Source organism: Klebsiella sp. FDAARGOS_511 (genome assembly GCF_003812845.1).
GTDB classification, from domain to species: Bacteria; Pseudomonadota; Gammaproteobacteria; order Enterobacterales; family Enterobacteriaceae; genus Klebsiella; species Klebsiella grimontii.
Genome location: NZ_CP033824.1, coordinates 1,581,030 through 1,604,282, shown reverse-complemented (window position 1 = coordinate 1,604,282; position 23,253 = coordinate 1,581,030). Strand labels below are relative to the sequence as shown.

Annotated in this window: 22 protein-coding genes; 14 read left to right on the top strand and 8 right to left on the bottom strand. The window is 52.1% G+C overall.

The features are described from left to right. Positions 1 to 6: 6 nt before the first annotated feature. From secF to EGY08_RS08795, 4 genes are all read left to right on the top strand, one after another. The gene (gene secF / locus EGY08_RS08810) at positions 7 to 978 is read left to right on the top strand and encodes a protein translocase subunit SecF (RefSeq protein WP_004129671.1); all 972 of its coding nucleotides are present in this window, start codon (positions 7 to 9) and stop codon (positions 976 to 978) included. A gap of 115 nt (positions 979 to 1,093) precedes the next feature. Continuing rightward, positions 1,094 to 2,485 carry a M24 family metallopeptidase gene (locus tag EGY08_RS08805; RefSeq protein WP_004129673.1) on the top strand — a complete coding sequence of 464 codons (1,392 nt, stop codon included), beginning with the start codon at positions 1,094 to 1,096 and terminating at the stop codon, positions 2,483 to 2,485. A gap of 64 nt (positions 2,486 to 2,549) precedes the next feature. Continuing rightward, positions 2,550 to 2,915 carry a VOC family protein gene (locus EGY08_RS08800; RefSeq protein ID WP_004129676.1) on the top strand — a complete coding sequence of 122 codons (366 nt, stop codon included), beginning with the start codon at positions 2,550 to 2,552 and terminating at the stop codon, positions 2,913 to 2,915. 14 nt (positions 2,916 to 2,929) lie between these two features. Next, positions 2,930 to 3,619: a helix-turn-helix transcriptional regulator gene (locus EGY08_RS08795; protein WP_004129678.1), complete on the top strand. Its 690-nt coding sequence runs from the start codon at positions 2,930 to 2,932 to the stop codon at positions 3,617 to 3,619. A gap of 47 nt (positions 3,620 to 3,666) precedes the next feature. Here EGY08_RS08795 and EGY08_RS08790 read toward each other — a convergent pair whose 3' ends face one another. Both EGY08_RS08790 and EGY08_RS08785 read right to left on the bottom strand, forming a co-directional pair. Further along, entirely contained in the window at positions 3,667 to 4,551 is an 885-nt protein-coding gene (locus EGY08_RS08790) for a nucleoside-specific channel-forming protein Tsx (protein ID WP_004129680.1), read from the bottom strand. 295 nt (positions 4,552 to 4,846) lie between these two features. After that, positions 4,847 to 5,389: a DUF3251 domain-containing protein gene (locus EGY08_RS08785; protein WP_049114423.1), complete on the bottom strand. Its 543-nt coding sequence runs from the start codon at positions 5,387 to 5,389 to the stop codon at positions 4,847 to 4,849. A 147-nt stretch (positions 5,390 to 5,536) separates the two neighbouring features. On the opposite strand from EGY08_RS08785, the gene nrdR reads away from it, so the two are divergent. From nrdR to pgpA, 6 genes are all read left to right on the top strand, one after another. Beyond that, the gene (gene nrdR, locus EGY08_RS08780) at positions 5,537 to 5,986 is read left to right on the top strand and encodes a transcriptional regulator NrdR (protein WP_004099449.1); all 450 of its coding nucleotides are present in this window, start codon (positions 5,537 to 5,539) and stop codon (positions 5,984 to 5,986) included. A 4-nt stretch (positions 5,987 to 5,990) separates the two neighbouring features. After that, complete coding sequence (gene ribD, locus EGY08_RS08775) at positions 5,991 to 7,094, top strand: bifunctional diaminohydroxyphosphoribosylaminopyrimidine deaminase/5-amino-6-(5-phosphoribosylamino)uracil reductase RibD (RefSeq protein WP_049114422.1); 1,104 nt, start codon at positions 5,991 to 5,993, stop codon at positions 7,092 to 7,094. 93 nt (positions 7,095 to 7,187) lie between these two features. Continuing rightward, positions 7,188 to 7,658: a 6,7-dimethyl-8-ribityllumazine synthase gene (ribE, locus tag EGY08_RS08770; RefSeq protein ID WP_004129690.1), complete on the top strand. Its 471-nt coding sequence runs from the start codon at positions 7,188 to 7,190 to the stop codon at positions 7,656 to 7,658. A gap of 19 nt (positions 7,659 to 7,677) precedes the next feature. Beyond that, positions 7,678 to 8,097: a transcription antitermination factor NusB gene (gene nusB, locus EGY08_RS08765; protein WP_004099457.1), complete on the top strand. Its 420-nt coding sequence runs from the start codon at positions 7,678 to 7,680 to the stop codon at positions 8,095 to 8,097. 75 nt (positions 8,098 to 8,172) lie between these two features. Beyond that, positions 8,173 to 9,150, top strand: coding sequence for a thiamine-phosphate kinase (thiL, locus tag EGY08_RS08760; RefSeq protein WP_004129692.1), 978 nt, complete (start codon positions 8,173 to 8,175; stop codon positions 9,148 to 9,150). Positions 9,151 to 9,175: 25 nt separating this feature from the next. Continuing rightward, entirely contained in the window at positions 9,176 to 9,643 is a 468-nt protein-coding gene (pgpA, locus tag EGY08_RS08755) for a phosphatidylglycerophosphatase A (protein ID WP_032721293.1), read from the top strand. Between the two features lie 140 nt (positions 9,644 to 9,783). Here pgpA and EGY08_RS08750 read toward each other — a convergent pair whose 3' ends face one another. The 4 genes from EGY08_RS08750 to xseB are packed head-to-tail and all read right to left on the bottom strand — an operon-like array spanning position 9,784 to position 13,842. Further along, positions 9,784 to 10,758: an aldo/keto reductase gene (locus EGY08_RS08750; protein ID WP_004129695.1), complete on the bottom strand. Its 975-nt coding sequence runs from the start codon at positions 10,756 to 10,758 to the stop codon at positions 9,784 to 9,786. 60 nt (positions 10,759 to 10,818) lie between these two features. Next, a complete protein-coding gene (gene dxs / locus EGY08_RS08745) occupies positions 10,819 to 12,681 on the bottom strand; it encodes a 1-deoxy-D-xylulose-5-phosphate synthase (protein WP_004129698.1) in 1,863 nt (620 codons plus the stop codon). Between the two features lie 18 nt (positions 12,682 to 12,699). After that, positions 12,700 to 13,599 carry a (2E,6E)-farnesyl diphosphate synthase gene (gene ispA / locus EGY08_RS08740; RefSeq protein WP_004129701.1) on the bottom strand — a complete coding sequence of 300 codons (900 nt, stop codon included), beginning with the start codon at positions 13,597 to 13,599 and terminating at the stop codon, positions 12,700 to 12,702. Beyond that, positions 13,600 to 13,842, bottom strand: coding sequence for an exodeoxyribonuclease VII small subunit (gene xseB / locus EGY08_RS08735; protein WP_004129702.1), 243 nt, complete (start codon positions 13,840 to 13,842; stop codon positions 13,600 to 13,602). A 198-nt stretch (positions 13,843 to 14,040) separates the two neighbouring features. On the opposite strand from xseB, the gene thiI reads away from it, so the two are divergent. Beyond that, entirely contained in the window at positions 14,041 to 15,489 is a 1,449-nt protein-coding gene (gene thiI, locus EGY08_RS08730; protein WP_032742058.1) for a tRNA uracil 4-sulfurtransferase ThiI, read from the top strand. A 58-nt stretch (positions 15,490 to 15,547) separates the two neighbouring features. Here the strand turns inward: thiI and yajL are convergent, their stop codons facing one another. After that, on the bottom strand, positions 15,548 to 16,138 hold the full coding sequence (yajL, locus tag EGY08_RS08725; protein ID WP_004129704.1) for a protein deglycase YajL: 591 nt from the start codon (positions 16,136 to 16,138) through the stop codon (positions 15,548 to 15,550). Then, the gene (gene panE, locus EGY08_RS08720; protein ID WP_004129706.1) at positions 16,101 to 17,012 is read right to left on the bottom strand and encodes a 2-dehydropantoate 2-reductase; all 912 of its coding nucleotides are present in this window, start codon (positions 17,010 to 17,012) and stop codon (positions 16,101 to 16,103) included. The genes yajL and panE overlap by 38 nt, the downstream gene beginning before the upstream one ends. Positions 17,013 to 17,154: 142 nt before the next feature. Between panE and EGY08_RS08715 the strand changes: the two genes are divergently transcribed. The 3 genes from EGY08_RS08715 (at position 17,155) to EGY08_RS08705 (ending at position 23,238) form a co-directional block, all read left to right on the top strand. After that, positions 17,155 to 17,646 carry a YajQ family cyclic di-GMP-binding protein gene (locus tag EGY08_RS08715; RefSeq protein ID WP_004129715.1) on the top strand — a complete coding sequence of 164 codons (492 nt, stop codon included), beginning with the start codon at positions 17,155 to 17,157 and terminating at the stop codon, positions 17,644 to 17,646. A 1,223-nt stretch (positions 17,647 to 18,869) separates the two neighbouring features. Beyond that, complete coding sequence (locus tag EGY08_RS08710; protein ID WP_123828411.1) at positions 18,870 to 21,527, top strand: filamentous hemagglutinin N-terminal domain-containing protein; 2,658 nt, start codon at positions 18,870 to 18,872, stop codon at positions 21,525 to 21,527. A gap of 64 nt (positions 21,528 to 21,591) precedes the next feature. Further along, complete coding sequence (locus EGY08_RS08705; protein ID WP_049114694.1) at positions 21,592 to 23,238, top strand: ShlB/FhaC/HecB family hemolysin secretion/activation protein; 1,647 nt, start codon at positions 21,592 to 21,594, stop codon at positions 23,236 to 23,238. Positions 23,239 to 23,253: the final 15 nt, after the last annotated feature.

The following is a 23,253-nucleotide window of genomic DNA, read 5'->3' as shown; positions in this document are numbered from 1 at the left end:
TGCGTTGTGGCACAGGAATATACTGTTGAACAATTGAACCACGGCCGTAAAGTCTGGGACTTTATGCGCTGGGACTACTGGGCTTTCGGCATTTCAGGTTTTCTGCTGATTTTGTCCATCGCTATTATTGGCGTGCGCGGGTTTAACTGGGGTCTGGATTTCACCGGGGGTACGGTGATTGAGATTACCCTCGAAAAACCTGTCGATATGGACCAGGTGCGCCAGTCGCTGCAGAAGGCGGGCTTTGAAGAGCCGCAGTTGCAAAACTTCGGTAGCAGCCGCGACATCATGGTGCGTATGCCGCCGGTGCATGACGCCAACGGCAGCCAGGAGCTGGGCAGCAAGGTCGTTACCGTCATTAACGAATCAACCAGCCAGAACGCGACGGTCAAGCGTATTGAGTTTGTGGGTCCGAGCGTTGGCGCCGATCTTGCGCAGACCGGCGCGCTGGCGCTGATCGCCGCGCTGGTGTGTATCCTGATCTACGTCGGTTTCCGCTTTGAGTGGCGTCTGGCGGCTGGGGTGGTTATCGCGCTGGCGCACGACGTGGTGATCACCATGGGCGTGCTGTCGTTACTGCATATCGAGATTGACCTGACCATCGTGGCCTCGTTGATGTCGGTGATCGGCTACTCGCTGAACGACAGTATCGTGGTATCTGACCGTATTCGTGAAAACTTCCGTAAGATTCGCCGCGGTACGCCGTACGAAATCTTTAACGTGTCGTTGACGCAGACGCTGCACCGTACCTTGATCACCTCCGGGACGACCTTGATGGTTATCCTGATGCTGTATCTCTTCGGCGGGCCGATTCTGGAAGGCTTCTCGCTGACCATGCTGATCGGCGTCTCCATCGGTACGGCTTCTTCTATCTACGTCGCGTCCGCGCTGGCGCTGAAGCTGGGCATGAAGCGTGAGCACATGCTGCAGCAGAAAGTCGAGAAAGAAGGGGCGGATCAGCCGTCAATTCTGCCGTAAGGCATTGGCGTGTTGATAAACGAATCCCGGTCGCAAGGCCGGGATTTTTTTATTACAGCCGCTCGGATTTTGGTTACTCTCCGGTATCAGCGTTAAATGACATGGAGAAATGCCGATGGCTGTCGTAACTCTTTCCACCGTTCCTCAACCCCCTCTCTGGCGCGATGTGCCTTCCGTTACCCTCGATGACGACACGCTGCGGCAGCGCAAAGCCAAAGTACTGGCGAAGATGCTGCAGCGCGGCTTAGACACGCTTATCGTCTATGCCGATAAAGAGCACGGCGGCAATTTTGAGTATCTCACCGGCTTTATTCCCCGTTTCGAAGAGGCGCTGCTGGTGCTGCATCGGGACGGCGAGGCGGTGCTGGTGCTGGGCAACGAGAATCTCAAGCTCGCAGGCTATGCCCGGCTGGAAAACCGGGTCATTCACGCTCCGTGGTTTTCGCTGCCTAATCAGCCGATGGATACCCGCAAAACCCTGGCTCAGTTGCTCCAGGAGGCCGGCGTCGCCGCGGGAAAAAGTATCGGCCTGGCGGGCTGGAAGCTCTTTACCGGCGCGGCTGATGACCGCTCGCAGATGTTCGATCTGCCGGCATTTATCGTTGACGCTCTTCGCCAGACCGCCGGGCCGCAGGCGAAATTAAGCAATGCCACCGGTATTTTTATCGATCCGGCAGAGGGGGCGCGAATCACTAATAATGCCAACGAGCTGGCGCATTATGAGTACGGCGCTAATCTGGCTTCTACCGCGATTTTGACCGCGCTTAACGCCATTGCGCCGGGTAAAACGGAAAAGCAAATCGGCGCGCTGCTGGCGGCGGAAGGGCAGCCTAATAGCGTGGTGATGATTGCCGCCACCGGCGATCGCTTTGCCTGGGCGAATCTCTATCCGGGCGATAAGGTCATTCAGCGCGGAGATAAATTCTCGCTGACCACCAGCTTCAAAGGTGGCCTGAGCAGCCGCGCCGCTTACGTGGTGGCCGATGAGCGCGAGCTGGCGCCGGAAGTCGCCGATTATCTTGAGGTGGTGGCGAAGCCCTACTTTAAGGCGGTGGTTAACTGGCTGGAAAATCTGCGCATTGGCATGCGCGGCGGCGATATGTATGCACTGATAGAACAGGTGTTGCCGAAGGCGGAATATCACTGGCACCTCAATCCCGGGCATCTGGTCGCGGATGAAGAGTGGCTCTGTTCGCCCATTGGCCCCAATTCAGCCGCCACCCTGCAAAGCGGGATGATATTGCAGATCGACATCATTCCTTCCCGCGCGGGCTACGGCGGCGCAAGCATTGAAGATACCGTGGCGCTTGCCGATGGCCCTTTGCGTCAGGCGCTGGCGCAGCGCTACCCTCAGCTCTGGCAGCGTATTGTCGCCCGCCGCTTGTACATCGGCGAGCAGCTTGGCATTGTGCTGCCTGAAGAGGTGTTGCCTTTTTCCAGTACCGTGGGGTATCTGCGCCCGTGGCTGCTGAGCCGCGAGCGCGCGCTGGTGTGCGCACCCTACTGACACAATGCTGTCAGTAGGCCTGTCATACACTCCTCCTGAACCCAAACAATGGACAGGAGGATGTATGAACAACGTAATTAACTGGTTTGAGATTCCGGTGGTGGAGATGGATCGTGCCGTGGCGTTTTACGAGCCGGTGATGCAGGTGACGCTGCGTCGGGAAAAAATGGATTGCATCGAAATGGCCGTTTTTCCGTATGAGGACCCGGCTCCCGGCGGCGCGCTGGCAAAGTTCGATGGCGTTAAGCCCTCCGATCAGGGATGTATTATCTATCTGCATACTGACAATCTGGCGGCCACGCTCGATCGCGTCAACTCGGCGGGCGGAAGCTGCGTGTTTGGCCCCCTTGAGCTGGCGGACGATATCGGCACGATTGCCCTTTTTAATGATAGCGAGGGTAATCGGATTGGCCTTCACCAACCTGCGTAAATGAGACAACAGAAATGAGCCGACGCGCCGACCGCCTTTTTCAAATCGTTCAGATCCTGCGCGGTAGGAGATTAACGACCGCCGGACTGCTGGCCGAGCGGCTTGGCGTATCGGAGCGCACGATCTACCGCGACATTCGCGATCTTTCGCTCTCCGGCGTCCCGGTTGAGGGGGAGGCCGGAAGCGGCTACCGGCTGCTGGCGGGCTACGACCTACCGCCGCTGATGCTGACAACCCAGGAATCGGAAGCGCTGGTAGCCGCTATTCGGCTGCTGCAAACCTGGGGCGGCGCGTCGCTATCCCTGGCGCTGGAATCGGCGCAGGAAAAAGTGCTGGCCATTTTGCCTGCCGAGAGCCGGCGCAAGGCGGAGCAGTCGAGGCTGTTTGCTCCCGACTTTGGCGCTCAGGGCTATAGCAAAGATCAATTTGATTTAGTGCATCGGGCAGTTTCCGCCCAGCAGGCGCTGGCGCTGCACTATCGCGATGAAGCGGGAAAGGTATCGCAGCGTGAAGTGCTGCCGCTGGGGCTATTTTTCTGGGGCGAGCGCTGGCTGCTGGTGACCTGGTGTGAGCTGCGGGAAGATTATCGCTGTTTTCGCCTCGACCGCTGCCTGGAAATTTCCGCAACCGGGCGTCATTTTAGCGAACGAGCCGATCGCTCATTGAGTGATTTTTTACGTAAGGTGAGATGCGAAGAGCGCTAGCTTTTTATACTTTCCCCGGCGTATTCGCCGGGGAAAATTCGCGCCGATTAGAAGTTGTAACCAACCACGAAGTAACCACCCCAGCCGGTCGAGCGAACGTTAAAGTCGCCGTCGCCGAAGTTCAGCTTCGCGTCGTCAGCCCACTGGCCGCCGTTGTGGAAGTAACGCGCCACGACGGAGTAGTGCCAGTGATCGTAGTTCAGCGCCAGGATATGGCTGGAAGCAATGGAGTTGCTGGTGCGTGAATGCTTACCGTTCAAATCATAAGAGTTGTCATCGCCCAGATCGGAGCCCCAGTCAAAGTTGGTGAAGCCGATATAGCTCAGTGAACCGCCCCACAGGTCGGTCAGCGGCACAAAGTATTTTACTTTGAAGCGGTAGCCGTCCCACTCGTTCTCGTTAGACGCGCCATAGTTTTGCCACTGGTATTTCGCATAGACGTTCAGCGACAGGCTCATCGGCAGGCCGGTATCGATATCGGTACCCAGACCCATATACCAGGTGCTCTGACGACCGGACTTGTTGCGGCCCATGTCGTAGATGTAGTTGTTGGCGAAATACCACTCTTTAAACGGGCCGAAGCTGAGGTCGGTACCGGTCAGTTTGTCGATAGAGAAGCGCGGCTCAATTTCCATAAACAGCGGCGAACCGTGGTTCCAGATGCCTTTCGCGTTGGTGTTACCGCCGAAGAAGACCGGCGCATCCATATAGCCATAGAAATCAAACCAGTCTTTCTTGGCGAACGCTTCATATTCCAGATAAGTATCGTTACGGATCTGTGGCCCAAAACGAGTGTGGTAGCTACCCACCACGTTCACACTCTGGTGCCACCAATCAGACAGATATTGCGGTTTGTCGTTTTCTGCCGCGCTGGCAGAGAAAGATGCGGAGAGCGCCAGAGCTGCGCCGGCGGCCAGTAATGTTTTTTTCATAATGATGCCACTGTTTAAATTAAGCCTGAAGGCGTTAAAAGAAGCGCCGAAGCGTTTCTAAATATTTCGTATTTCTGTGGCGTCTATTATAGGAATCATTGCTCACAAAAATATGTGTTGTTTCACATAACGAACATTAACGTAATCGATTGCGTTCACGATTTTATGCATTTCTTGACGGAATGCCACTGAAATTCATAAATCCTGTCAATTTTTAGTGAACTGAATGGAAAATCTGTAAGTGGATTGGCGCGAGAGGGGAAGCCGGATGTTCGCGACACCCGGCAGAAGGGAGTTACGGCAGGTTTGCGGGCTGGATATCGTGGATGCGGACAAAGCCAACCTGCTCGGGCGTTACGCCATTCAGGCGCAGCGGAATATCGACATCGCTCGGCGCCAGAACGCTTGCCGGGGCGCTAATCAGCTGATTTTGCACGTTAACTTCCTGATAGCTCTCAGTGGTGCCGCTGATCTGCCCCGAGGCCACCGTCGCGCTAAAGGCCGGCAGCGGATCGTTTGATTCACCCTGGATGCGCAGCGTCAGGCGGGTACCGTCGCCATCCTGAGTGATATTGAGCAGAGACATGCGCAGGGTACCGATCTGGCTTTTCAGGCGGGCCGGCGTTTTCGCGGCCGGCAGCAGATAAACGCCGCTGCTCGATTTCGCATTCAGCACGTTTTGCTGGGTGATTTTGACCGTCTGCTGATTGAGTTGGGTCATCTCTTTGCTCAGCGTGCTCACGCTCTGGTTCATCTGGCGGATTTCGCTTTGCTGCGCGCAGGCGCTGAGGGTGAAAATGCTACCCACAATGGCCAGTTTTAAATAACGTCTTGTCATAGTTGGGATTCCGTTAACAGAGGATGCTTAATGGTAGATCGTTCGGATAATCGCACTATAGATCCTTTGTCTCAAAAGCTCTTTCTTTGTTGTCGGGTCACTTCGCGGTAAACTACCCGTTAGTTTAACTACATGTCAGGACGCGCCATGCATTGCCCTTTCTGTTTCGCCGTAGATACCAAAGTTATCGACTCTCGTCTGGTGGGCGAGGGCTCTTCCGTGCGTCGTCGTCGTCAGTGTCTGGTCTGTAATGAACGCTTTACGACGTTTGAAGTGGCGGAACTGGTGATGCCGCGGGTCGTAAAAAGTAACGACGTGCGCGAGCCTTTTAATGAGGACAAACTGCGCAGCGGAATGCTGAAAGCGCTGGAGAAGCGTCCGGTCAGCTCGGACGACGTCGAGATGGCGCTTAACCACATAAAAACCCATCTGCGCGGGACCGGCGAGCGCGAAGTGCCGAGTAAAATGATCGGCAACCTGGTGATGGAGCAGCTGAAAAAGCTCGATAAAGTCGCCTACATCCGCTTTGCTTCCGTCTACCGCAGCTTCGAAGATATCAAAGAGTTCGGCGAAGAGATCGCCCGCTTACAGGACTGAGCCCATGCAGGACGAAATGTACATGGCGCGAGCGCTGAAGCTGGCCGCGCGCGGACGCTTCACCACTCACCCCAATCCGAATGTCGGCTGCGTGATCGTTAAAGATGGCGAGATCGTCGGCGAAGGTTTTCACTATCGCGCCGGCGAACCGCACGCGGAAGTGCACGCGCTGCGCATGGCGGGCGAAAAAGCGCAAGGCGCGACGGCGTACGTCACGCTGGAACCCTGTAGCCATCACGGTCGTACGCCACCGTGCTGCGAAGCGCTGATTGCCGCGGGAGTAAGCCGTGTGGTAGCGGCGATGCAGGACCCGAACCCGCAGGTCGCGGGGCGTGGTTTGTACCGTTTACAGCAGGAAGGGGTAGACGTCAGCCATGGGCTGATGATGAATGAAGCCGAAGCGCTGAATAAAGGCTTTCTTAAACGCATGCGCACCGGCTTTCCTTATATTCAGTTAAAAATGGGCGCATCGCTGGATGGGCGTACGGCGATGGCCAGCGGGGAGAGCCAGTGGATCACCTCGCCGCAGGCGCGGCGCGATGTGCAGCGCCTGCGCGCGCAAAGCCACGCCATCCTGACCAGTAGCGCGACGGTGCTGGCGGATGACCCGGCGCTAACCGTACGCTGGGACGAGCTCAACGCCGACACTCAGGCGCTGTACCCCCAGGAAAACCTGCGTCAGCCTCTACGCATCGTTATCGATAGTCGGAATCGCGTCACCCCGCAGCATCGCATCGTGGAGCAGGCAGGTGAAACGCTATTTGCCCGTACCCGAGAAGATGAACGCCAGTGGCCGGAGAGCGTACGCACGCTGCTGGTGCCGGAGCATAACGGTCGCCTGGATCTGGTTGTACTGATGATGCTGCTGGGCAAACAGCAAATGAATACGATTTGGGTGGAAGCAGGCCCCACCCTTGCCGGCGCGCTGCTCGAGGCCGGGCTGGTGGACGAGCTTATCGTCTATATTGCGCCTAAACTGTTAGGCAGCGATGCGCGCGGATTATGTGTACTGCCGGGGCTTGAGAAACTTGAGCAAGCACCCCATTTCAAATTCAATGAGATACGTCATGTAGGCCCGGATATTTGCCTGCATTTAGTGAACGCTTGATTTCCCCGGACAAAAGGGAAAGCAGTGCGCCGATTATTATGATAGAATCCGCCCCCCTTGCGGGGCCAAATGAACTGAACCCGAAGGAAGAGTATGAACATTATTGAAGCTAACGTTGCTACCCCGGACGCTCGCGTCGCCATCACCATTGCGCGTTTCAACAACTTTATCAACGACAGCCTGCTGGATGGCGCGATTGACGCCCTGAAGCGTATTGGCCAGGTCAAAGATGAAAACATTACCGTTGTTTGGGTTCCAGGCGCGTATGAGCTGCCGCTGGCGGCTGACGCACTGGCGAAAACCGGTAAGTATGACGCGGTGATCGCGCTGGGTACCGTTATCCGTGGCGGCACTGCGCACTTTGAATATGTGGCTGGCGGTGCAAGCAATGGCCTGGCGCACGTCGCTCAGGACAGCGGAATCCCGGTAGCCTTCGGTGTTCTGACCACAGAAAGTATTGAACAAGCCATCGAACGCGCTGGCACCAAAGCCGGTAACAAAGGCGCTGAAGCAGCGCTGACCGCGCTGGAAATGATTAACGTATTGAAAGCCATCAAGGCCTGATTTTTGTAAGGGGAATTCCGTGAAACCTGCTGCTCGTCGCCGCGCCCGTGAGTGTGCTGTCCAGGCGCTTTACTCCTGGCAGTTGTCCAAAAACGACATCGCTGATGTCGAATACCAGTTCCTGGCGGAACAGGATGTGAAAGATGTAGACGTTCTGTATTTCCGCGAACTGCTGTCCGGAGTGGCGACTAACAGCGCGTATCTCGACGGCCTGATGAAGCCGTATCTTTCTCGTCTGCTGGACGAGCTGGGTCAGGTGGAAAAAGCGGTGTTGCGTATCGCACTGTTTGAGCTGTCAAAGCGTAGCGATGTACCGTACAAAGTTGCGATTAACGAAGCCATCGAACTGGCGAAAACCTTTGGCGCTGAAGATAGCCATAAGTTTGTCAACGGCGTGCTGGACAAAGCTGCCCCGGTAATTCGTCCCAACAAAAAGTAAACTCCAGGGCCGGTTTTTGTAGAGTCTCACTCTTGCAAACCGGCCTTATTCTTTTCTTTTTCTGAGGCATAACGTATGGCATGCGGCGAATTTTCCCTGATTGCCCGTTATTTTGATCGCGTAAAAAGCGCTCGTCTTGATGTTGAAACCGGCATTGGCGACGACTGCGCGCTCCTGAACATCCCCGAGAAAAAAACGCTGGCAATCAGCACCGACACCCTGGTGGCGGGAAACCATTTTTTACCCGATATCGACCCTGCCGACCTCGCCTATAAAGCGCTGGCGGTCAACCTGAGCGACCTGGCGGCAATGGGCGCTGAACCGGCGTGGTTAACCCTGGCCCTGACCTTGCCGGAAGCGGACGAAGCCTGGCTTGAAGCCTTTAGCGACAGCCTGTTTGTGCAGCTCAACTATTATGATATGCAGCTCATTGGCGGCGATACCACACGCGGACCGCTGTCGATGACGCTGGGTATCCACGGCTTTGTGCCGACGGGACGCGGCCTGAAGCGTTCCGGGGCGAAGCCGGGAGACTGGATTTACGTCACCGGCACGCCCGGCGATAGCGCCGCGGGTCTGGCGATTTTGCAGGATCGGCTGCAGGTTGAAGATGACGCCGACGCGGATTATCTCCTGGCGCGTCATCTGCGTCCGCTACCGCGGGTTCTGCAGGGGCAGGCGCTGCGCGATTTAGCGAATTCCGCCATCGATCTCTCCGACGGCCTGATTTCCGACCTGGGGCATATTCTTGACGCCAGCGGCTGCGGCGCGCGCGTCGATCTCGATGCGATGCCGTTCTCGGATGCGATGCTGCGCCAGGTTGAGACGGAACAGGCGCTGCGCTGGGCGCTCTCCGGCGGTGAAGATTATGAGCTGTGCTTTACCGTGCCTGAACTCAATCGCGGGGCGCTGGACGTGGCCCTTGCCAATCTCGGCGCGCGCTTTACCTGTATTGGACAGATACTTCCGCAATCGGAAGGTCTGCAGTTCATGCGGGAAGGTAAGCCCGTTACGTTCGATTTTAAGGGATACGATCATTTTGGCGCGGAGTAGAGATGCGGCGAAAAGCCGCCTGAAGATGAGCAATCCCTGGCATCTGCTGGCAACGGGCTTCGGCAGCGGCCTTAGCCCGGTAGTTCCCGGCACAATGGGGTCGCTGGCGTCGATCCCCTTCTGGTATCTGCTGACGTTACTCCCCTGGCAGCTCTATTCGCTGGCGGTGATGATGAGCATCTGCATTGGCGTCTATATTTGCCACCGTACGGCGAAAGATATGGGCACCCACGATCACGGCAGCATCGTCTGGGATGAGTTCGTTGGGATGTGGATTACCCTGATGGCTTTACCGACGATGGACTGGCAGTGGGTCGCCGCCGGCTTTGTGATTTTTCGCATCTTTGATATGTGGAAGCCGTGGCCTATCCGCTGGTTCGACCGCAATATTCACGGCGGGATGGGGATCATGGTCGACGATATCGTCGCCGGGGTGATTTCCGCCGGGGTGCTGTACGTGATTGGCCACCACTGGCCGATCGGTCTTTTCTAAATAAAATCCGGCCCGCCCCTGGGAAATCGAGCAGGCAGGCGTTCCCGGAGGCGGTGGTGAACTCGTCGTCCGCAGATGCTGGTGAACCTGTAGCCCGGCTAAGCGCAGCGCGAGCCGGGAATCAGGTAGGGAACCGTGCGTTACTTGAACCCGACGATCGGGTGCGGTTTATACGGCGTCTCCAGCTTTTCAATCTGCTCCGGCTTCAGCGTTAAATCGACCGCATGCAGCAGCTCATCCAGCTGCTCCTGCCTTGAGGCGCCGATAATCGGCGCGGCAACGCCCGGTTTACTCAATAGCCAGGCCAGCGCGACCTGGGCGCGGTTGGCATCAAGTTCTTCCGCGACTTCAGCCAGGTTTGTCGCAATCTGTTCATCATTCTCATCCATGGCGTTGTAGAGCGATTTACCGACTTCATCTGATACCAGACGGGCGGTAGTTTCCCCCCACGGACGCGTCAGGCGGCCACGCGCCAGTGGGCTCCACGGCATCACCGCGACGCCTTCACGACTGCACAGCGGCAGCATCTCTTTTTCTTCTTCACGATAAATCAGATTGTAGTGATCCTGCATGGTGACGAAGCGGACCCAGTTATTCTGCGTCTGCAACGCCAGCGCTTGGGCAAACTGGCGGGCATGCATCGACGATGCGCCGATATAGCGGGCTTTACCCGCCTTGACGACGTCGTTTAGCGCTTCGAGGGTTTCTTCAATGGGCGTGGTGTAATCCCAACGATGGATCTGCAGCAGATCGACATACTCCATGCCGAGGCGACGCAGGCTGTCGTCGATGGAACGCAGGATCTGCGCGCGCGACAGCCCCTGCGGCAGATCGCCCACCTGATGGTAAACCTTGGTGGCGACGATAACGGAATCGCGTCGAGCGTATTCGCGCAGCGCGCGCCCGAGGATCTCTTCGCTGCTGCCGTCAGAGTAATTATTAGAGGTGTCGAAGAAGTTAATGCCGCCTTCGAGAGCGTATTTTATCAGCGGACGGCTACTCTCTTCCGGTAAGGTCCATGCATGGTTACCGCGGTCCGGTTCGCCAAAGGTCATGCAGCCGAGACAGAGTCGGGAAACGCGGAGATCGGTATCGCCAAGAGGGATGTAGTGCATAGTGCGCTCCTGCTACGGGTAAAGGGTATCCTTTAAGCATAGCAGGAGCGGTGACGGCAATTATGCCAGCCAGGCGTGGATTTTGGCTTCGATGCCGGCGGCGTCCAGGCCGAGGTCGGCATGCGCTTCTTCCTGGGTTCCCTGCGGGATGAAGAAATCAGGCAGGCCGAGATTCAGCACTGGAACCGCGCGGCGGCGCGACATCAGCAGCTCGTTTACGCCGCTGCCGGCACCGCCCATAATGGCGTTCTCTTCCAGGGTGACCAGTACCTCGTGTTCTGCGGCCAGCTGTAGCACCAGCGCTTCATCCAGCGGTTTGGCAAAGCGCATATCCACCAGGGTGGCGTTAAGCTTTTCCGCGACTTTTGCCGCCTGCGGCAGCAGCGTGCCGAAGTTCAGAATCGCGATTTTTTCGCCTTCGCGTTTCACCACGCCTTTACCGATAGGCAGCGAAGCCAGCGGTTCAAACGCCGCGCCGGTACCGGAGCCGCGCGGATAGCGCACCGCGCTCGGGCCGTCGTTGTAGTGATAACCGGTATACAGCATCTGGCGGCACTCGTTCTCATCGCTCGGGGTCATGATAACCATATCCGGGATGCAGCGCAGGAAGGAGATATCAAACGCGCCCTGGTGAGTTTGCCCATCTGCGCCGACAATACCCGCGCGGTCGATAGCGAACAGCACCGGCAGCTTCTGGATGGCGACATCGTGAATCACCTGGTCATAGGCGCGCTGCAGGAAGGTGGAGTAAATCGCCACCACCGGCTTATAGCCGCCAATTGCCAGCCCGGCGGCAAAGGTCACCGCGTGCTGCTCGGCAATAGCCACGTCGAAATACTGGTCGGGATATTTTTTTGAGAACTCGACCATCCCCGAACCTTCGCGCATCGCTGGCGTAACGGCCATCAGCTTGTCATCTTTCGCGGCGGTTTCGCACAGCCAGTCGCCAAAGATTTTCGAGTAAGAGGGCAGGCCGCCGCTGCTTTTCGGCAACACGCCGCTGGTGTGATCGAATTTCGGCACCGCGTGGAAGGTGATCGGGTCTTTTTCGGCGGGCTCATAGCCGCGGCCTTTTTTAGTCATAATATGCAGGAACTGCGGCCCTTTCAGGTCGCGCATATTCTTCAGTGTATTAACCAGACCGATAACGTCATGACCGTCCACCGGCCCAATATAGTTAAAGCCCAGCTCTTCAAACAGCGTTCCCGGGACGACCATCCCTTTGATATGTTCCTCGGTGCGTTTGAGCAGCTCTTTAATCGGCGGAACGCCGGAGAAGACCTTTTTACCACCTTCGCGCAGCGTGGAGTAGAGCTTGCCGGAAAGCAACTGAGCCAGATGATTGTTTAGCGCGCCAACGTTCTCGGAGATCGACATTTCATTGTCGTTGAGTACCACCAGCAGGTCGGGTTTAATATCGCCAGCGTGGTTCATTGCTTCAAACGCCATTCCCGCGGTTATCGCTCCATCGCCAATCACGCAGACCGCGCGGCGCTGCTTATCTTCTTTGGCAGCGGCGATGGCTATCCCGATGCCGGCGGAGATGGAAGTAGACGAGTGGCCGACGCTCAGGACGTCATACTCGCTTTCTCCGCGCCACGGGAAGGGGTGCAGCCCGCCTTTCTGGCGGATGGTGCCGATCCGATCGCGGCGTCCGGTCAGAATTTTATGCGGGTAAGCCTGGTGGCCGACGTCCCAGATTAGGCGATCGAAAGGGGTGTTATAGACGTAGTGCAGCGCCACGGTCAGTTCTACCGTGCCGAGGCCGGAGGCAAAGTGCCCACTGGAACGGCTGACGCTGTCCAGCAGGTAACGCCGCAGTTCGTCGCACAGTTTCGGCAGGCTATCTTTCGGCAACAAACGCAACTCCTGGGTGGAATCCACCAGCGCCAGGGTCGGGTATTTGGCAATATCAAAACTCATCAGAGACTCATTTATTGTTTATTTATCACGCTGAATTATGTAATTCGCGAGCGCTTCCAGTGCCGTGGTATCCAGAGATTGCGCGGCCAGCTCAGTTAACGACCGGCGGGCATCGGTAATCAGGTCATGGGCCTTTTTCCGGGCTTGCTCAAGTCCCAGAAGGGCGGGGTAGGTACTTTTGCCCAGCTGCTGGTCGGCTCCCTGACGTTTGCCAAGGGTGGCAGTATCCCCTACCACGTCGAGAATGTCATCCTGGACCTGGAAGGCGAGACCGATATTTTCGGCGTATCGATCGAGAGCGGGTAGCGCCTTACGCCCGGCTTCACCTGCGCTCAGCGCGCCCATTCGTACCGCGGCGCGAATTAATGCGCCGGTTTTATGGCGATGAATACGCTCCAGCGACGCCAGGTCAACCTGATGGCCTTCCGCTTCCAGATCCAGCGCCTGACCGCCGCACATGCCAGCGATGCCGCTGGCCTGCGCCAGTTCGGAAATCATCGCCAGGCGATCGCGATCCGGCACTTCAGCCATGGGCGCATCGCTTAGTATAGAAAACGCCAGCGTTTGTAGAGCGTCTCCGGCAAGAATTGCGTTCGCTTCGCCGAATTTAATATGGCAGGTCGGCTGGCCGCGGCGTAAATCGTCATCGTCCATCGCCGGGAGGTCGTCGTGCATCAGCGAATAAGCATGAATGCATTCAACGGCGGCGGCAGGGGCGTCCAGCGTAGCGCGGCTGACGCCAAACATGTCGCCGGTGGCGTAAACCAGGAACGGGCGCAGGCGTTTGCCGCCTAATAATGCGCCATACTGCATGGCTTCAACCAGCGGAGTGTTCTGAAAAGGCTGCGGGGCGATAAAACGGCGCAGCGCTTCGTTAGCCTGCTCAACGCACGCCTGTAGCTGTTGCGGGAAGTCCATTTATTCAGCGTCCGGCGTGAAAGGAGTAAGCGGCGCGTCTTCGCTATCCGCCAGTAGAATTTGTACGCGCTGCTCGGCCTGCTGCAGCTTTGCCTGCCCCTGGCGCGCCAGCTGGATCCCGCGCTCAAATTCGCCGAGCGCTTCTTCTAACGGCAGCGCGCCGCTTTCCAGACGATTAACTATTTGCTCCAGCTCGCCCAGGGCGGTTTCGAAGCTGGCCGGGGCCTCATTTTTCTTTGGCATAGTGAATATAGACTCTTGTAATGTCTCGATGGCTATCAATATGGTAACGAAGTCGCGCGGTTAATCAAATAACGCGCAATGCCAGGTGAAAAGCGCCCAATAGTGGTATACTCCGCGCCCTGGATGCAGACGCCGGTTGCGCCTGTACAACTTTTTATGCTTAAAGCCCCGTCGGGCTTGCCAACGAATAGTGTCGCCATGAAGTTTATCATTAAATTGTTCCCGGAAATCACCATCAAAAGCCAATCTGTGCGATTGCGCTTCATTAAAATTTTAACCGGGAACATTCGTAACGTTCTCAAAAACTACGATGAGACGCTTGCCGTCGTTCGTCACTGGGATCATATCGAGGTCCGGGCGAAGGATGAAAATCAGCGTCCGGCCATTCGTGACGCCCTGACCCGTATCCCGGGTATCCACCATATACTGGAAGTCGAAGACGTTCCTTATACTTCCCTGCACGATATTTTCGAGCAGACGCTGCCGCTGTGGCGTGAAGCGCTGGAAGGTAAAACATTCTGCGTGCGCGTTAAGCGTCGCGGTAAGCATGAGTTTACCTCAATCGAAGTGGAGCGCTACGTCGGCGGCGGCTTGAACCAGCATATTGAAACGGCGCGCGTAAAGCTGACCGACCCCGATGTGACGGTCAACCTCGAGATCGAAAACGATCGTCTGCTGCTGGTGAAAGGGCGCTACGAAGGTATCGGTGGTTTCCCTATCGGCACCCAGGAAGACGTGCTGTCGCTGATTTCCGGCGGTTTCGACTCCGGCGTCTCCAGCTATATGCTGATGCGCCGCGGCTGCCGCGTGCATTACTGCTTCTTTAACCTCGGCGGCGCTGCCCATGAAATCGGCGTGCGTCAGGTTGCGCACTATCTGTGGAACCGCTTCGGCAGCTCGCACCGCGTGCGCTTCGTGGCGATTAACTTCGAGCCGGTGGTGGGCGAGATCCTTGAGAAAGTCGACGACGGTCAGATGGGCGTGGTGCTTAAGCGCATGATGGTGCGCGCGGCGTCAAAAGTCGCCGAACGCTACGGCGTGCAGGCGCTGGTTACCGGCGAAGCGCTGGGACAGGTCTCCAGCCAGACGCTAACCAACCTGCGCCTGATCGACAACGTCTCGGATACGCTGATTCTGCGTCCGCTGATTTCGCACGATAAAGAGCACATTATTGACCTCGCGCGTGAAATAGGCACCGAAGATTTTGCCCGCACCATGCCGGAATACTGCGGCGTTATCTCGAAGAGCCCGACCGTGAAAGCGGTGAAGGCGAAGATCGAGGCGGAAGAAGAGCACTTCGATTTCAGCATTCTTGATAAAGTGGTGGCGGAAGCGAGCAATATTGATATCCGCGATATCGCTCAGCAGACCGAGCAGGACGTGGTGGAAGTGGAAACCGTTAGCGGTTTTGGCCCTAACGATGTGATCCTCGATATCCGTTCTATCGACGAGCAGGACGATAAGCCGCTGAAGGTGGAGGGCGTGGACGTCGTTTCGCTTCCTTTCTATAAGCTGAGCACCAAATTTGGCGATCTCGACCAGAGTAAAACCTGGCTGCTGTGGTGCGAACGCGGGGTGATGAGCCGCCTGCAGGCGCTGTATCTGCGCGAGCAGGGCTTTGAAAATGTGAAGGTTTATCGCCCCTAGTTTCTCAGGAGCAAGGCGCAATCATCAAAAACGGCAACCCAGGGTTGCCGTTTTGCGTTTATTCGTAGTAGTTATAAATACCGGCCGCCATCACCAGTTGGGAGGCGACTTCATGCGCTTTTTCGCGTCCAACCAGCAGATCGATCATCTTGAGGGCGAAATCAATAGAGGTTCCCGGCCCCTGACTGGTGAGCAGCTTAACGCGAGCATCCCAAACGACGCGCTTATCCTGCCACTGCTCGGCGGGGATTTGCTCTTTCAGGGCCGGAAACCCGGTCATATTGCCAATGGGGAAGAGGTTATGCGGTACCAGCACGGTCGCCGCCGCGGCGCAAATAGCCGCTACGATGCGCCCGGAAAGATGAAACTGGCGTACTGTTTCAACCAGCAGCGGGCTGTCGCGAAAGTACTCCGCGCCTTTAATGCCGCCGGGCAGAACAAGGATATCGAAATCGCCGTCGGCCACTTCCACCAGCGGCGCATCGGCCAGCAGCTTAACGCCGCGTGAGCAGACGATAGTCAGGCTGCCATCGCCGGCGACGCTGGCGGTGGTGACCTTTATCCCGCCGCGAACGAGTAAATCAATGGTGGTGACCGCTTCGGTCTCTTCGCTACCAGGGGCGAGGCAAATCAGTGCCGACGCGCTCATATTCATTCTCCTTACGCTTTACCAGTTCAAACAGGCGGGTATTCTCAGGTACGGCGATACCGTGGGCTCGGGCGCGTTTTAACAGATAACCGGTGATATAGTCGATTTCCGTATGGCGCTGAGCGAGAATATCCTGCAGCATAGAGGAGGTATTTTCTGCCGTACTTTCAATAACCTGATGTACATAGAATAGCAGGTTTTCCGGTGAGGTATGCATCCCCTCGCGATCCATCACCGCCGCAACTTCATAACAAATCGCGGCGACCTCCTGCGGGTATTCGCGTAAATCGCCGTTCTGACAGTTTTTTAACGCCGTCAGCGGGTTAATGACACAGTTTACCGCCAGCTTGCTCCAGGTCGCGGGGTAGATATTGTTATGCCAGGCGACGTCGGGCAGCACGCCCTGCAGTACATCGGCGAGATAGCTATAATCCTCAGGATAGGCTTTCGCCGGGCCAATATGGCTGGTGCCGTTGGCGACGTGGACGATCACGTTGCCGTCGCGGCGGGCCGCCTGCGTTGTCGAAGCCAGCAGCAGCGGCTGCTTGAGGGTCTTAAGCTCGTCAACGGTACCCATACCGTTGTGCATGAGCAGAACAGGTACTGACGACGGCAGAATGGCGCTCAGGTTTTTTACCGCGTTAGAGACCTGCCAGGCTTTGAGGGTGACCAGCAGCAGGTCGCTGCTGGCGAGAAAATCAGGATCGTTAGCGGTAAAAGATTCATTAAACACGCTGCCGTCGGTTTCAATCACATTGACACTACAGAATGGCTGTGGGACGCGTAACCAGCCCTGGACTTCATGTCCGTGTTTGAACAGCGCAGTTAGCCATAACTGTCCCAGTGCACCGCATCCGAGTACGGTTACTTTCATTATTCCTCCTCACCTGTGAGTGCTGCATCAGGTGCTCATGGCTAAAGTATAGCGTTATCAGTTATCCTTTCGGGATAACAAGTTGAGTTATGTCGCGTTGCGGGTATTATGCAACGCAAAAGAAACGGAAGGAGAGGAAAAGATGCCATCTTTCGATATTGTCTCTGAAGTCGATCTTCAGGAAGTTCGAAACGCCGTAGAGAACGCGACCCGTGAAGTTGAATCGCGTTTTGATTTTCGTAACGTCGAAGCGAGCTTTGAGCTGAACGAAAAAAACGAGACCATCAAGGTCCTCAGCGAGTCTGATTTCCAGATTAACCAACTGCTGGATATTCTGCGCGCTAAGCTGCTGAAACGCGGAATCGAAGGCAGTTCTATTGAGGTGCCGGATGAGTTCGTGCACAGCGGTAAAACCTGGTTTGTCGATGCGAAGCTGAAGCAGGGCATTGAAAGCGCGACGCAGAAAAAAATCGTCAAGCTGATTAAAGACAGCAAGTTGAAAGTACAGGCGCAGATCCAGGGCGAAGAGATTCGCGTCACCGGTAAGTCTCGCGACGACCTGCAGGCGGTTATGGCGCTGGTGCGCGGCGGTGATTTAGGTCAGCCGTTTCAGTTCAAGAATTTCCGCGATTAGTCAGCATGTTCAGATAGTTTGCGCTTATCCGGCTCATGAGACCGGATAAGCCGCAGCTCATTTTCACTCACATTCTTAATCATGACTTTTAAATGTGAAATAAATGAGTTCAACTACACAATAATATTCACTTCAATTAATCAGTCCCCTCTCAGCCTTCAACTGGGCCCTGTTCTCAGGTATCAAACCCGCGTATCGAGTATGATTGGCAAGCGGTACAGAGTACGCCAGTTGCATAATGCTGGCGATAGGCAGCAAGGTTATGTCTTTAAACTTGCATTCAAATTTATAATTCATGTTCTGCCACGCTAACTCCTCAGTAGCCTATTCATTTACTTATTAGCGTTTTTATCGATTAAAAAGTCGGTTGGATTATTGGATACTCACTATTTTTCCGCTATGTAAAATTTGTACGATCGGGAAATATGAAGCTTTTTTATTCATCGTGATTATTATTTTCCTGGTTTTTATTATTATAATTTAATGTTCAACAACACATTGTATAGGGGGGCAAAGTGATTTCAGCAGAGTAATACTAACATCTGGATGCTTACAAGATTTCTCACTCTATTAATCTTGTGAAATGAGTTTTCTAGCGAATAGTACCTGGGTGAATGGTGATTTTATCTGAGGTTGAGATTTAAACCCAACAAAATCAAAGAGTTGGTGAGTGTTTTTAGACGGTGTTATTCCTTTGATTTGCAGGAGAAAAGAGTCATCACAGAGTCGAGGATGGTAAAACCCTGAGGATTATTTTTCAGGAAATATTCATTTTTGATCTTAGTCATGAAATTCTGGAAGTTAATATAATGGGTGATAATTCACTTTTATTTATAAAACTATTCGGGGAAAGTATAGCGAAGTCAGTAAAGTGTTGTATGAAATCGCTGTGGCCGATAAGGATAATATAAGCGGCCTTAACGATAAGGTGCAGTACAGGTATAAGCTTAAACGGGTAACAACCTCTGTAGAGGATGAATTTCGTAATTTCAAATTATAATCCGCAATACGTTTTGCTTAAAAAACATTAAAGTTTATGCTTCATATATTTCATAAATCATATTGGCTACTTTATACAAGATGTTGATGAATTGAATGTGATTTACACTCAAGGATCGGTACGCAAATTAGTGTACTAAAAATGGCCTGATGTGAATGACGATACTGCACATTGTGTAATTCCATTAGGCCGTGCTCTATCAATACTATCTGAAAAGGTTTATATGAAACATTACGCGAATAAAAAGAGAATGCTAAAATTAAATCCTCTTGCTGCTTCTATATTACTGCTTTTGCCGGTAATAGCCCATGCTGATATCTCAATTATTAATGGGAACGTCACGTTAGCAAACGGTGTTCCTGTTGTGAATACTAAAGAAGCAAATAGCAAAGGTCTTTCACATAACGTTTATGAATCACTGAACGTGGGCAAAGAAGGGGTTATTTTCAATAACTCCGCCAGCGCCGTGCAAACGACACTGGCGGGGCAGATTGAGGGTAATGCTAATCTCGCGGGTGGAACCGCGAAAGTTATTTTGAACGAAGTAACTTCAAAAAATGCAAGTACCATTAACGGGATGATGGAAGTGGCAGGCGACTCAGCTCATCTGATTATTGCTAACCCAAATGGGATTACAACCCAAGGGGGCGGTTTTATCAATGCGGAAAAAGGGACGCTGACGACCGGTAAGCCAAATGTAAAAGATGGTGCATTAACAGTTTATACCGTGAAGGGCGGCAATATTGCCATTGGTAACTTCCAGAGCGAATCACCTACAGAAATTTTAGCCCGTAGCGTCAAAGTGAATGGTAGTCTGAGGGTTGATGAGCTATCAGTCATCGCAGGCAATAACGTTATTGATGTCGATGGTTCTATCACCGGCGCAGTGGAGGCCATCGATAAAGCAGCTTCCTATGGCGTGGATGTCTCTAAACTCGGTGGTATGTATGCCAACCGTATTAATTTGATTAGCACTGAAGGCGGCGTTGGGGTACGTAATGAAGGGACTATAGCCGGCGGTGCCAGTGGTCTTAATATCACTAGCAACGGTAGGCTAATAAATAACAGCGCTATAATCCAATCTAGTGGCGACATAGCTGTAAATACTAATGGTGCTCTGGATAATATAAGCGGTAAAATTAACAGTGGTAGAAGTATTACAATTGAGACTGCTAAAAACAGCATCAATAATACCAACGGGGGTAATATTTCAGCTGCATCAGACATCAACATTCTAAGCGGTGCACTGGATAATGCCAATGGTAAGATAGCGTCAGGAGGAATGTTAGCGGTTAATACCAATAATAATAAACTAAACAATTCTGGGATAAGCAAAAATGCTGGTATCGAAGCTGCCATTGTACTTATCGAGAGCGGAGAGCTCAGCAATAGTAATGGCCAAATGCATGGCAATTATATCAGTCTGAAGAATAGCTCTATGAACAATAACTCTGGTGTTATTGATTCCTACGGAAACGTAGAGATTGATAGTGCTGGTAACATTGAAAATATAACTGGATTGATTCGGTCCAGCGTAGCCGATGTAAAAATAAAAACTACTAAAGCCGTTAAAAATAATAATAATAAATCACTCGATCCGGCCGGTGTAGAAGCCAAAGGAATAATTTCTGGACGCGCAACAGAGATCACTGCAGATTATATTTTTAATAATGCTGGAACAATCACCTCAGCAGGTGATATTAAATTAAAGACGGCTCGAGATATCGATAACTACCAGGGAAAAATGGAAAGTAGTCAGAATATCTCAATCGAAGGACGTGAACTGCGGACCAGCCAAACAGGTATCACTGGTGTAAAAGGTATCAATATCGAGCTTAGCGACAAATTTGATAGCCGTCTTGCTGTGTTAACTTCTACCGAGGGTGACGTATCTGTTAAAGCTAACAAAATTATTAATGACAGCTCATTGATTCTCGCCAAAAATATCAACGTTGAATCAGGTTCATATCTGGACAGCAAGTATTCAATGATGGTCTCCGATGAAAATTTGACGTTAAAGGCGGAGGGCGATATTAATGTGAGCGCTAGTAATATGTTCGGTCCTTACGCAGGGCAATATTTAGGTTTCATGAACCAGGAAGGCGGCGTAATAGCTGGTAACAACCTGAATATTAGCGCAAAAAACGTCAACAATACCTCTGGGCGTATTGTCTCTCAGTCGGGAGATGCAAATATTAACCTTTCCGGTACCCTGACAAACAACAAAGGGCAGGTGGTTGCTAATTCCGGCAAAATGAACATCGCTGCCAAACATGTTGCTGCGAGTTATTCAACTATTTACAGTTCAGGCGACATGAATATCAATGTTGACTCTCTGTCTTTAGACGGTAATGGATCTATCGCTAAAAATACTGCAACTGGTATTATTTCCTCGGATAGAGATATTTTCATAAATGTTAATGGTGATTATTTCAATAATGGCTGGATTAGTGGGAAGAGGGATGTGACTGTAAAAACTACCGGCTATTTAAGAAATTCTCATACCATTAATGCTGATGGTAATCTGAACGTTAGTGGATACACTGTTGCTAACAATAAAGATATCGTTTCTGGTAAGCTATTGACGATTACTACCAATACTGATTTGACTAACAATGCAAATGGTAATATCACTGGGTATACTACCAGGGTCGATGCGAATAATATCTCTAATATGGGTAACCTGGTTGCTACATCGCAATTGAATTTGAATGTCGCAAATAATATCTACAATTATTTGAATATGTATACCGAAGGAAAAGCAGTAATCAATGCCAAAAAAGTTTTTAATACTGGTTTTTGGGCCGTCTTTGGAGGGGCTCAGGGGATTCAGACAGATGCAAATATAACAAATATATTTGGCACTGTAGTTGGTAAATAAATAGAACGCTAAATATAAGGTAAAGGCAGCAAGGGATTGCTGCTTTTATCTGTTAGGATACGAAATGGATATTCGATATATTTTCAGTACGGCTCTGATATTAATGATCTTCAGCTCAAAGACATTTGCAGATATGCCGTTAGGGCGTATGATAAAAGAACAGCAGAGTAATGATAATACATCAATCAAAGAGCGGAAGATTGAAAAAAAAGATGTTTTTTCGCAAGCCGTAGAGAAAACAGCGGTGGATAGTGACTTTCCACCAGAGATGCCTTGCTATAATATTGATGAGCTTGTTCTCGAAAATGATTTCCTTGACGATCTCTGGATACATAAAATAAAAAAAAGAGTCGCCGGTATGTGTTTGGGGGTCAATGGGTTACAAAAAGCAGCTGTGGTTTTGCAAGATCACTTTATTAATTCTGGGTATATAACAACCCGAGTCGAAATACCTTCTCAGGATCTTTTAACTAAAAAACTAAAGTTAAGAGTTATTCCCGGGAAAATATCAAAGGTTATCATAGCTGATAATGATATAAGTACATGGGGGTTGCCCTTTAAAGAAGGTGATATTCTGAATATCAGAGATATTGAGCAGGGTTTAGAAAATATACAGAGGACGCCTTGGGTTGATGTAAAGATAAATATCATACCTGGCGTTAACAATGGCACCAGTGAAGTAGAAATCAAACCTCAGCGTACTAAAAGATGGAATTTAAGAACAACATATAATAACTTTGGTGACAAAAGTACTGGCACCCAACTCTTAGGGACAACTGGTTATCTTTATAATTTAACGAAATCTAGCGATCTTTTTTATTTGGCCGGTACGAGTAGTCAGACAGGTGGGTATAAAAATGTTAGTTCCTACTATAGTATTCCTTTTGGATACTCTGAATTAAGCCTTTTTTATAGTAGAAGTAAATCAAAACAGAGTATTGATATTGGTTACTATGATTTTGACTATGTTGGTGAGACCAAGTACTTTAGTCTCAAGGGAACAAGGATGCTGCATCGTGATTCGAGCTCAAAGCTTTACGCCAGTGCAGAACTCATCAGACGCAAGTATGATTATACATTAGGGGGAGAGGAATTAGTTTTACAAAAGCGCGATATGAGTAATTTGAAATTCGGAGTAAACTATAAGAAAAATTTTACCGGGGCCGTATTAGATTCTAGTTTAAGCTGGCAACGTTTTATCAAAGCATTAGGAAGTACAGAAACGCCAGATATGCGTAACGGAGATGTGAGTCGCCAGAGTCAGATCATGAATCTGAATGTGAATTATATAAAATGGCTCACTTCAGTACCGGTTAACGCTTATTATGAACTTAATCTCGGTGTACAGTATACACCGGATAATCTTACTCTACAGGATCAGCTTACTATAGGCGACCGATGGAGTGTTCGTGGCTTTGATGATAGCGGAGGAATCTATGGTAATAAAGGATTCTATATACAGAATACGCTCAATATTATTACTGGTTATAGAAACATAACTCCCTATTTTGGTCTGGATTATGGCCAAATCATCGGTAAGGTCCCGGTACAAGAGATTGAGAGTAAAAAAATAATGGGCGGAATAACAGGTTTAAAAGGAGTTGTTTATGGTTTGGAGTACGATTTATCATTATCGAGTCCTTTTGTCTACCCCGAAAATTTAAATGTGGATAAGTATAAGGTTAAGTTCAACTTTAATTATCAACTATAACTATTGTAGCGATAA

Coding starts and splice junctions, on each gene's coding strand:
- EGY08_RS08805 (WP_004129673.1), top strand. CDS start 1,094: ATGGCTGTCGTAACTCTTTCCACCGTTCCTCAACCCCCTCTCTGGCGC.
- EGY08_RS08800 (WP_004129676.1), top strand. CDS start 2,550: ATGAACAACGTAATTAACTGGTTTGAGATTCCGGTGGTGGAGATGGAT.
- EGY08_RS08795 (WP_004129678.1), top strand. CDS start 2,930: ATGAGCCGACGCGCCGACCGCCTTTTTCAAATCGTTCAGATCCTGCGC.
- EGY08_RS08790 (WP_004129680.1), bottom strand. CDS start 4,551: ATGAAAAAAACATTACTGGCCGCCGGCGCAGCTCTGGCGCTCTCCGCA.
- EGY08_RS08785 (WP_049114423.1), bottom strand. CDS start 5,389: ATGACAAGACGTTATTTAAAACTGGCCATTGTGGGTAGCATTTTCACC.
- nrdR (WP_004099449.1), top strand. CDS start 5,537: ATGCATTGCCCTTTCTGTTTCGCCGTAGATACCAAAGTTATCGACTCT.
- ribD (WP_049114422.1), top strand. CDS start 5,991: ATGCAGGACGAAATGTACATGGCGCGAGCGCTGAAGCTGGCCGCGCGC.
- ribE (WP_004129690.1), top strand. CDS start 7,188: ATGAACATTATTGAAGCTAACGTTGCTACCCCGGACGCTCGCGTCGCC.
- thiL (WP_004129692.1), top strand. CDS start 8,173: ATGGCATGCGGCGAATTTTCCCTGATTGCCCGTTATTTTGATCGCGTA.
- pgpA (WP_032721293.1), top strand. CDS start 9,176: ATGAGCAATCCCTGGCATCTGCTGGCAACGGGCTTCGGCAGCGGCCTT.
- EGY08_RS08750 (WP_004129695.1), bottom strand. CDS start 10,758: ATGCACTACATCCCTCTTGGCGATACCGATCTCCGCGTTTCCCGACTC.
- dxs (WP_004129698.1), bottom strand. CDS start 12,681: ATGAGTTTTGATATTGCCAAATACCCGACCCTGGCGCTGGTGGATTCC.
- ispA (WP_004129701.1), bottom strand. CDS start 13,599: ATGGACTTCCCGCAACAGCTACAGGCGTGCGTTGAGCAGGCTAACGAA.
- xseB (WP_004129702.1), bottom strand. CDS start 13,842: ATGCCAAAGAAAAATGAGGCCCCGGCCAGCTTCGAAACCGCCCTGGGC.
- thiI (WP_032742058.1), top strand. CDS start 14,041: ATGAAGTTTATCATTAAATTGTTCCCGGAAATCACCATCAAAAGCCAA.
- yajL (WP_004129704.1), bottom strand. CDS start 16,138: ATGAGCGCGTCGGCACTGATTTGCCTCGCCCCTGGTAGCGAAGAGACC.
- panE (WP_004129706.1), bottom strand. CDS start 17,012: ATGAAAGTAACCGTACTCGGATGCGGTGCACTGGGACAGTTATGGCTA.
- EGY08_RS08715 (WP_004129715.1), top strand. CDS start 17,155: ATGCCATCTTTCGATATTGTCTCTGAAGTCGATCTTCAGGAAGTTCGA.
- EGY08_RS08710 (WP_123828411.1), top strand. CDS start 18,870: ATGAAACATTACGCGAATAAAAAGAGAATGCTAAAATTAAATCCTCTT.
- EGY08_RS08705 (WP_049114694.1), top strand. CDS start 21,592: ATGGATATTCGATATATTTTCAGTACGGCTCTGATATTAATGATCTTC.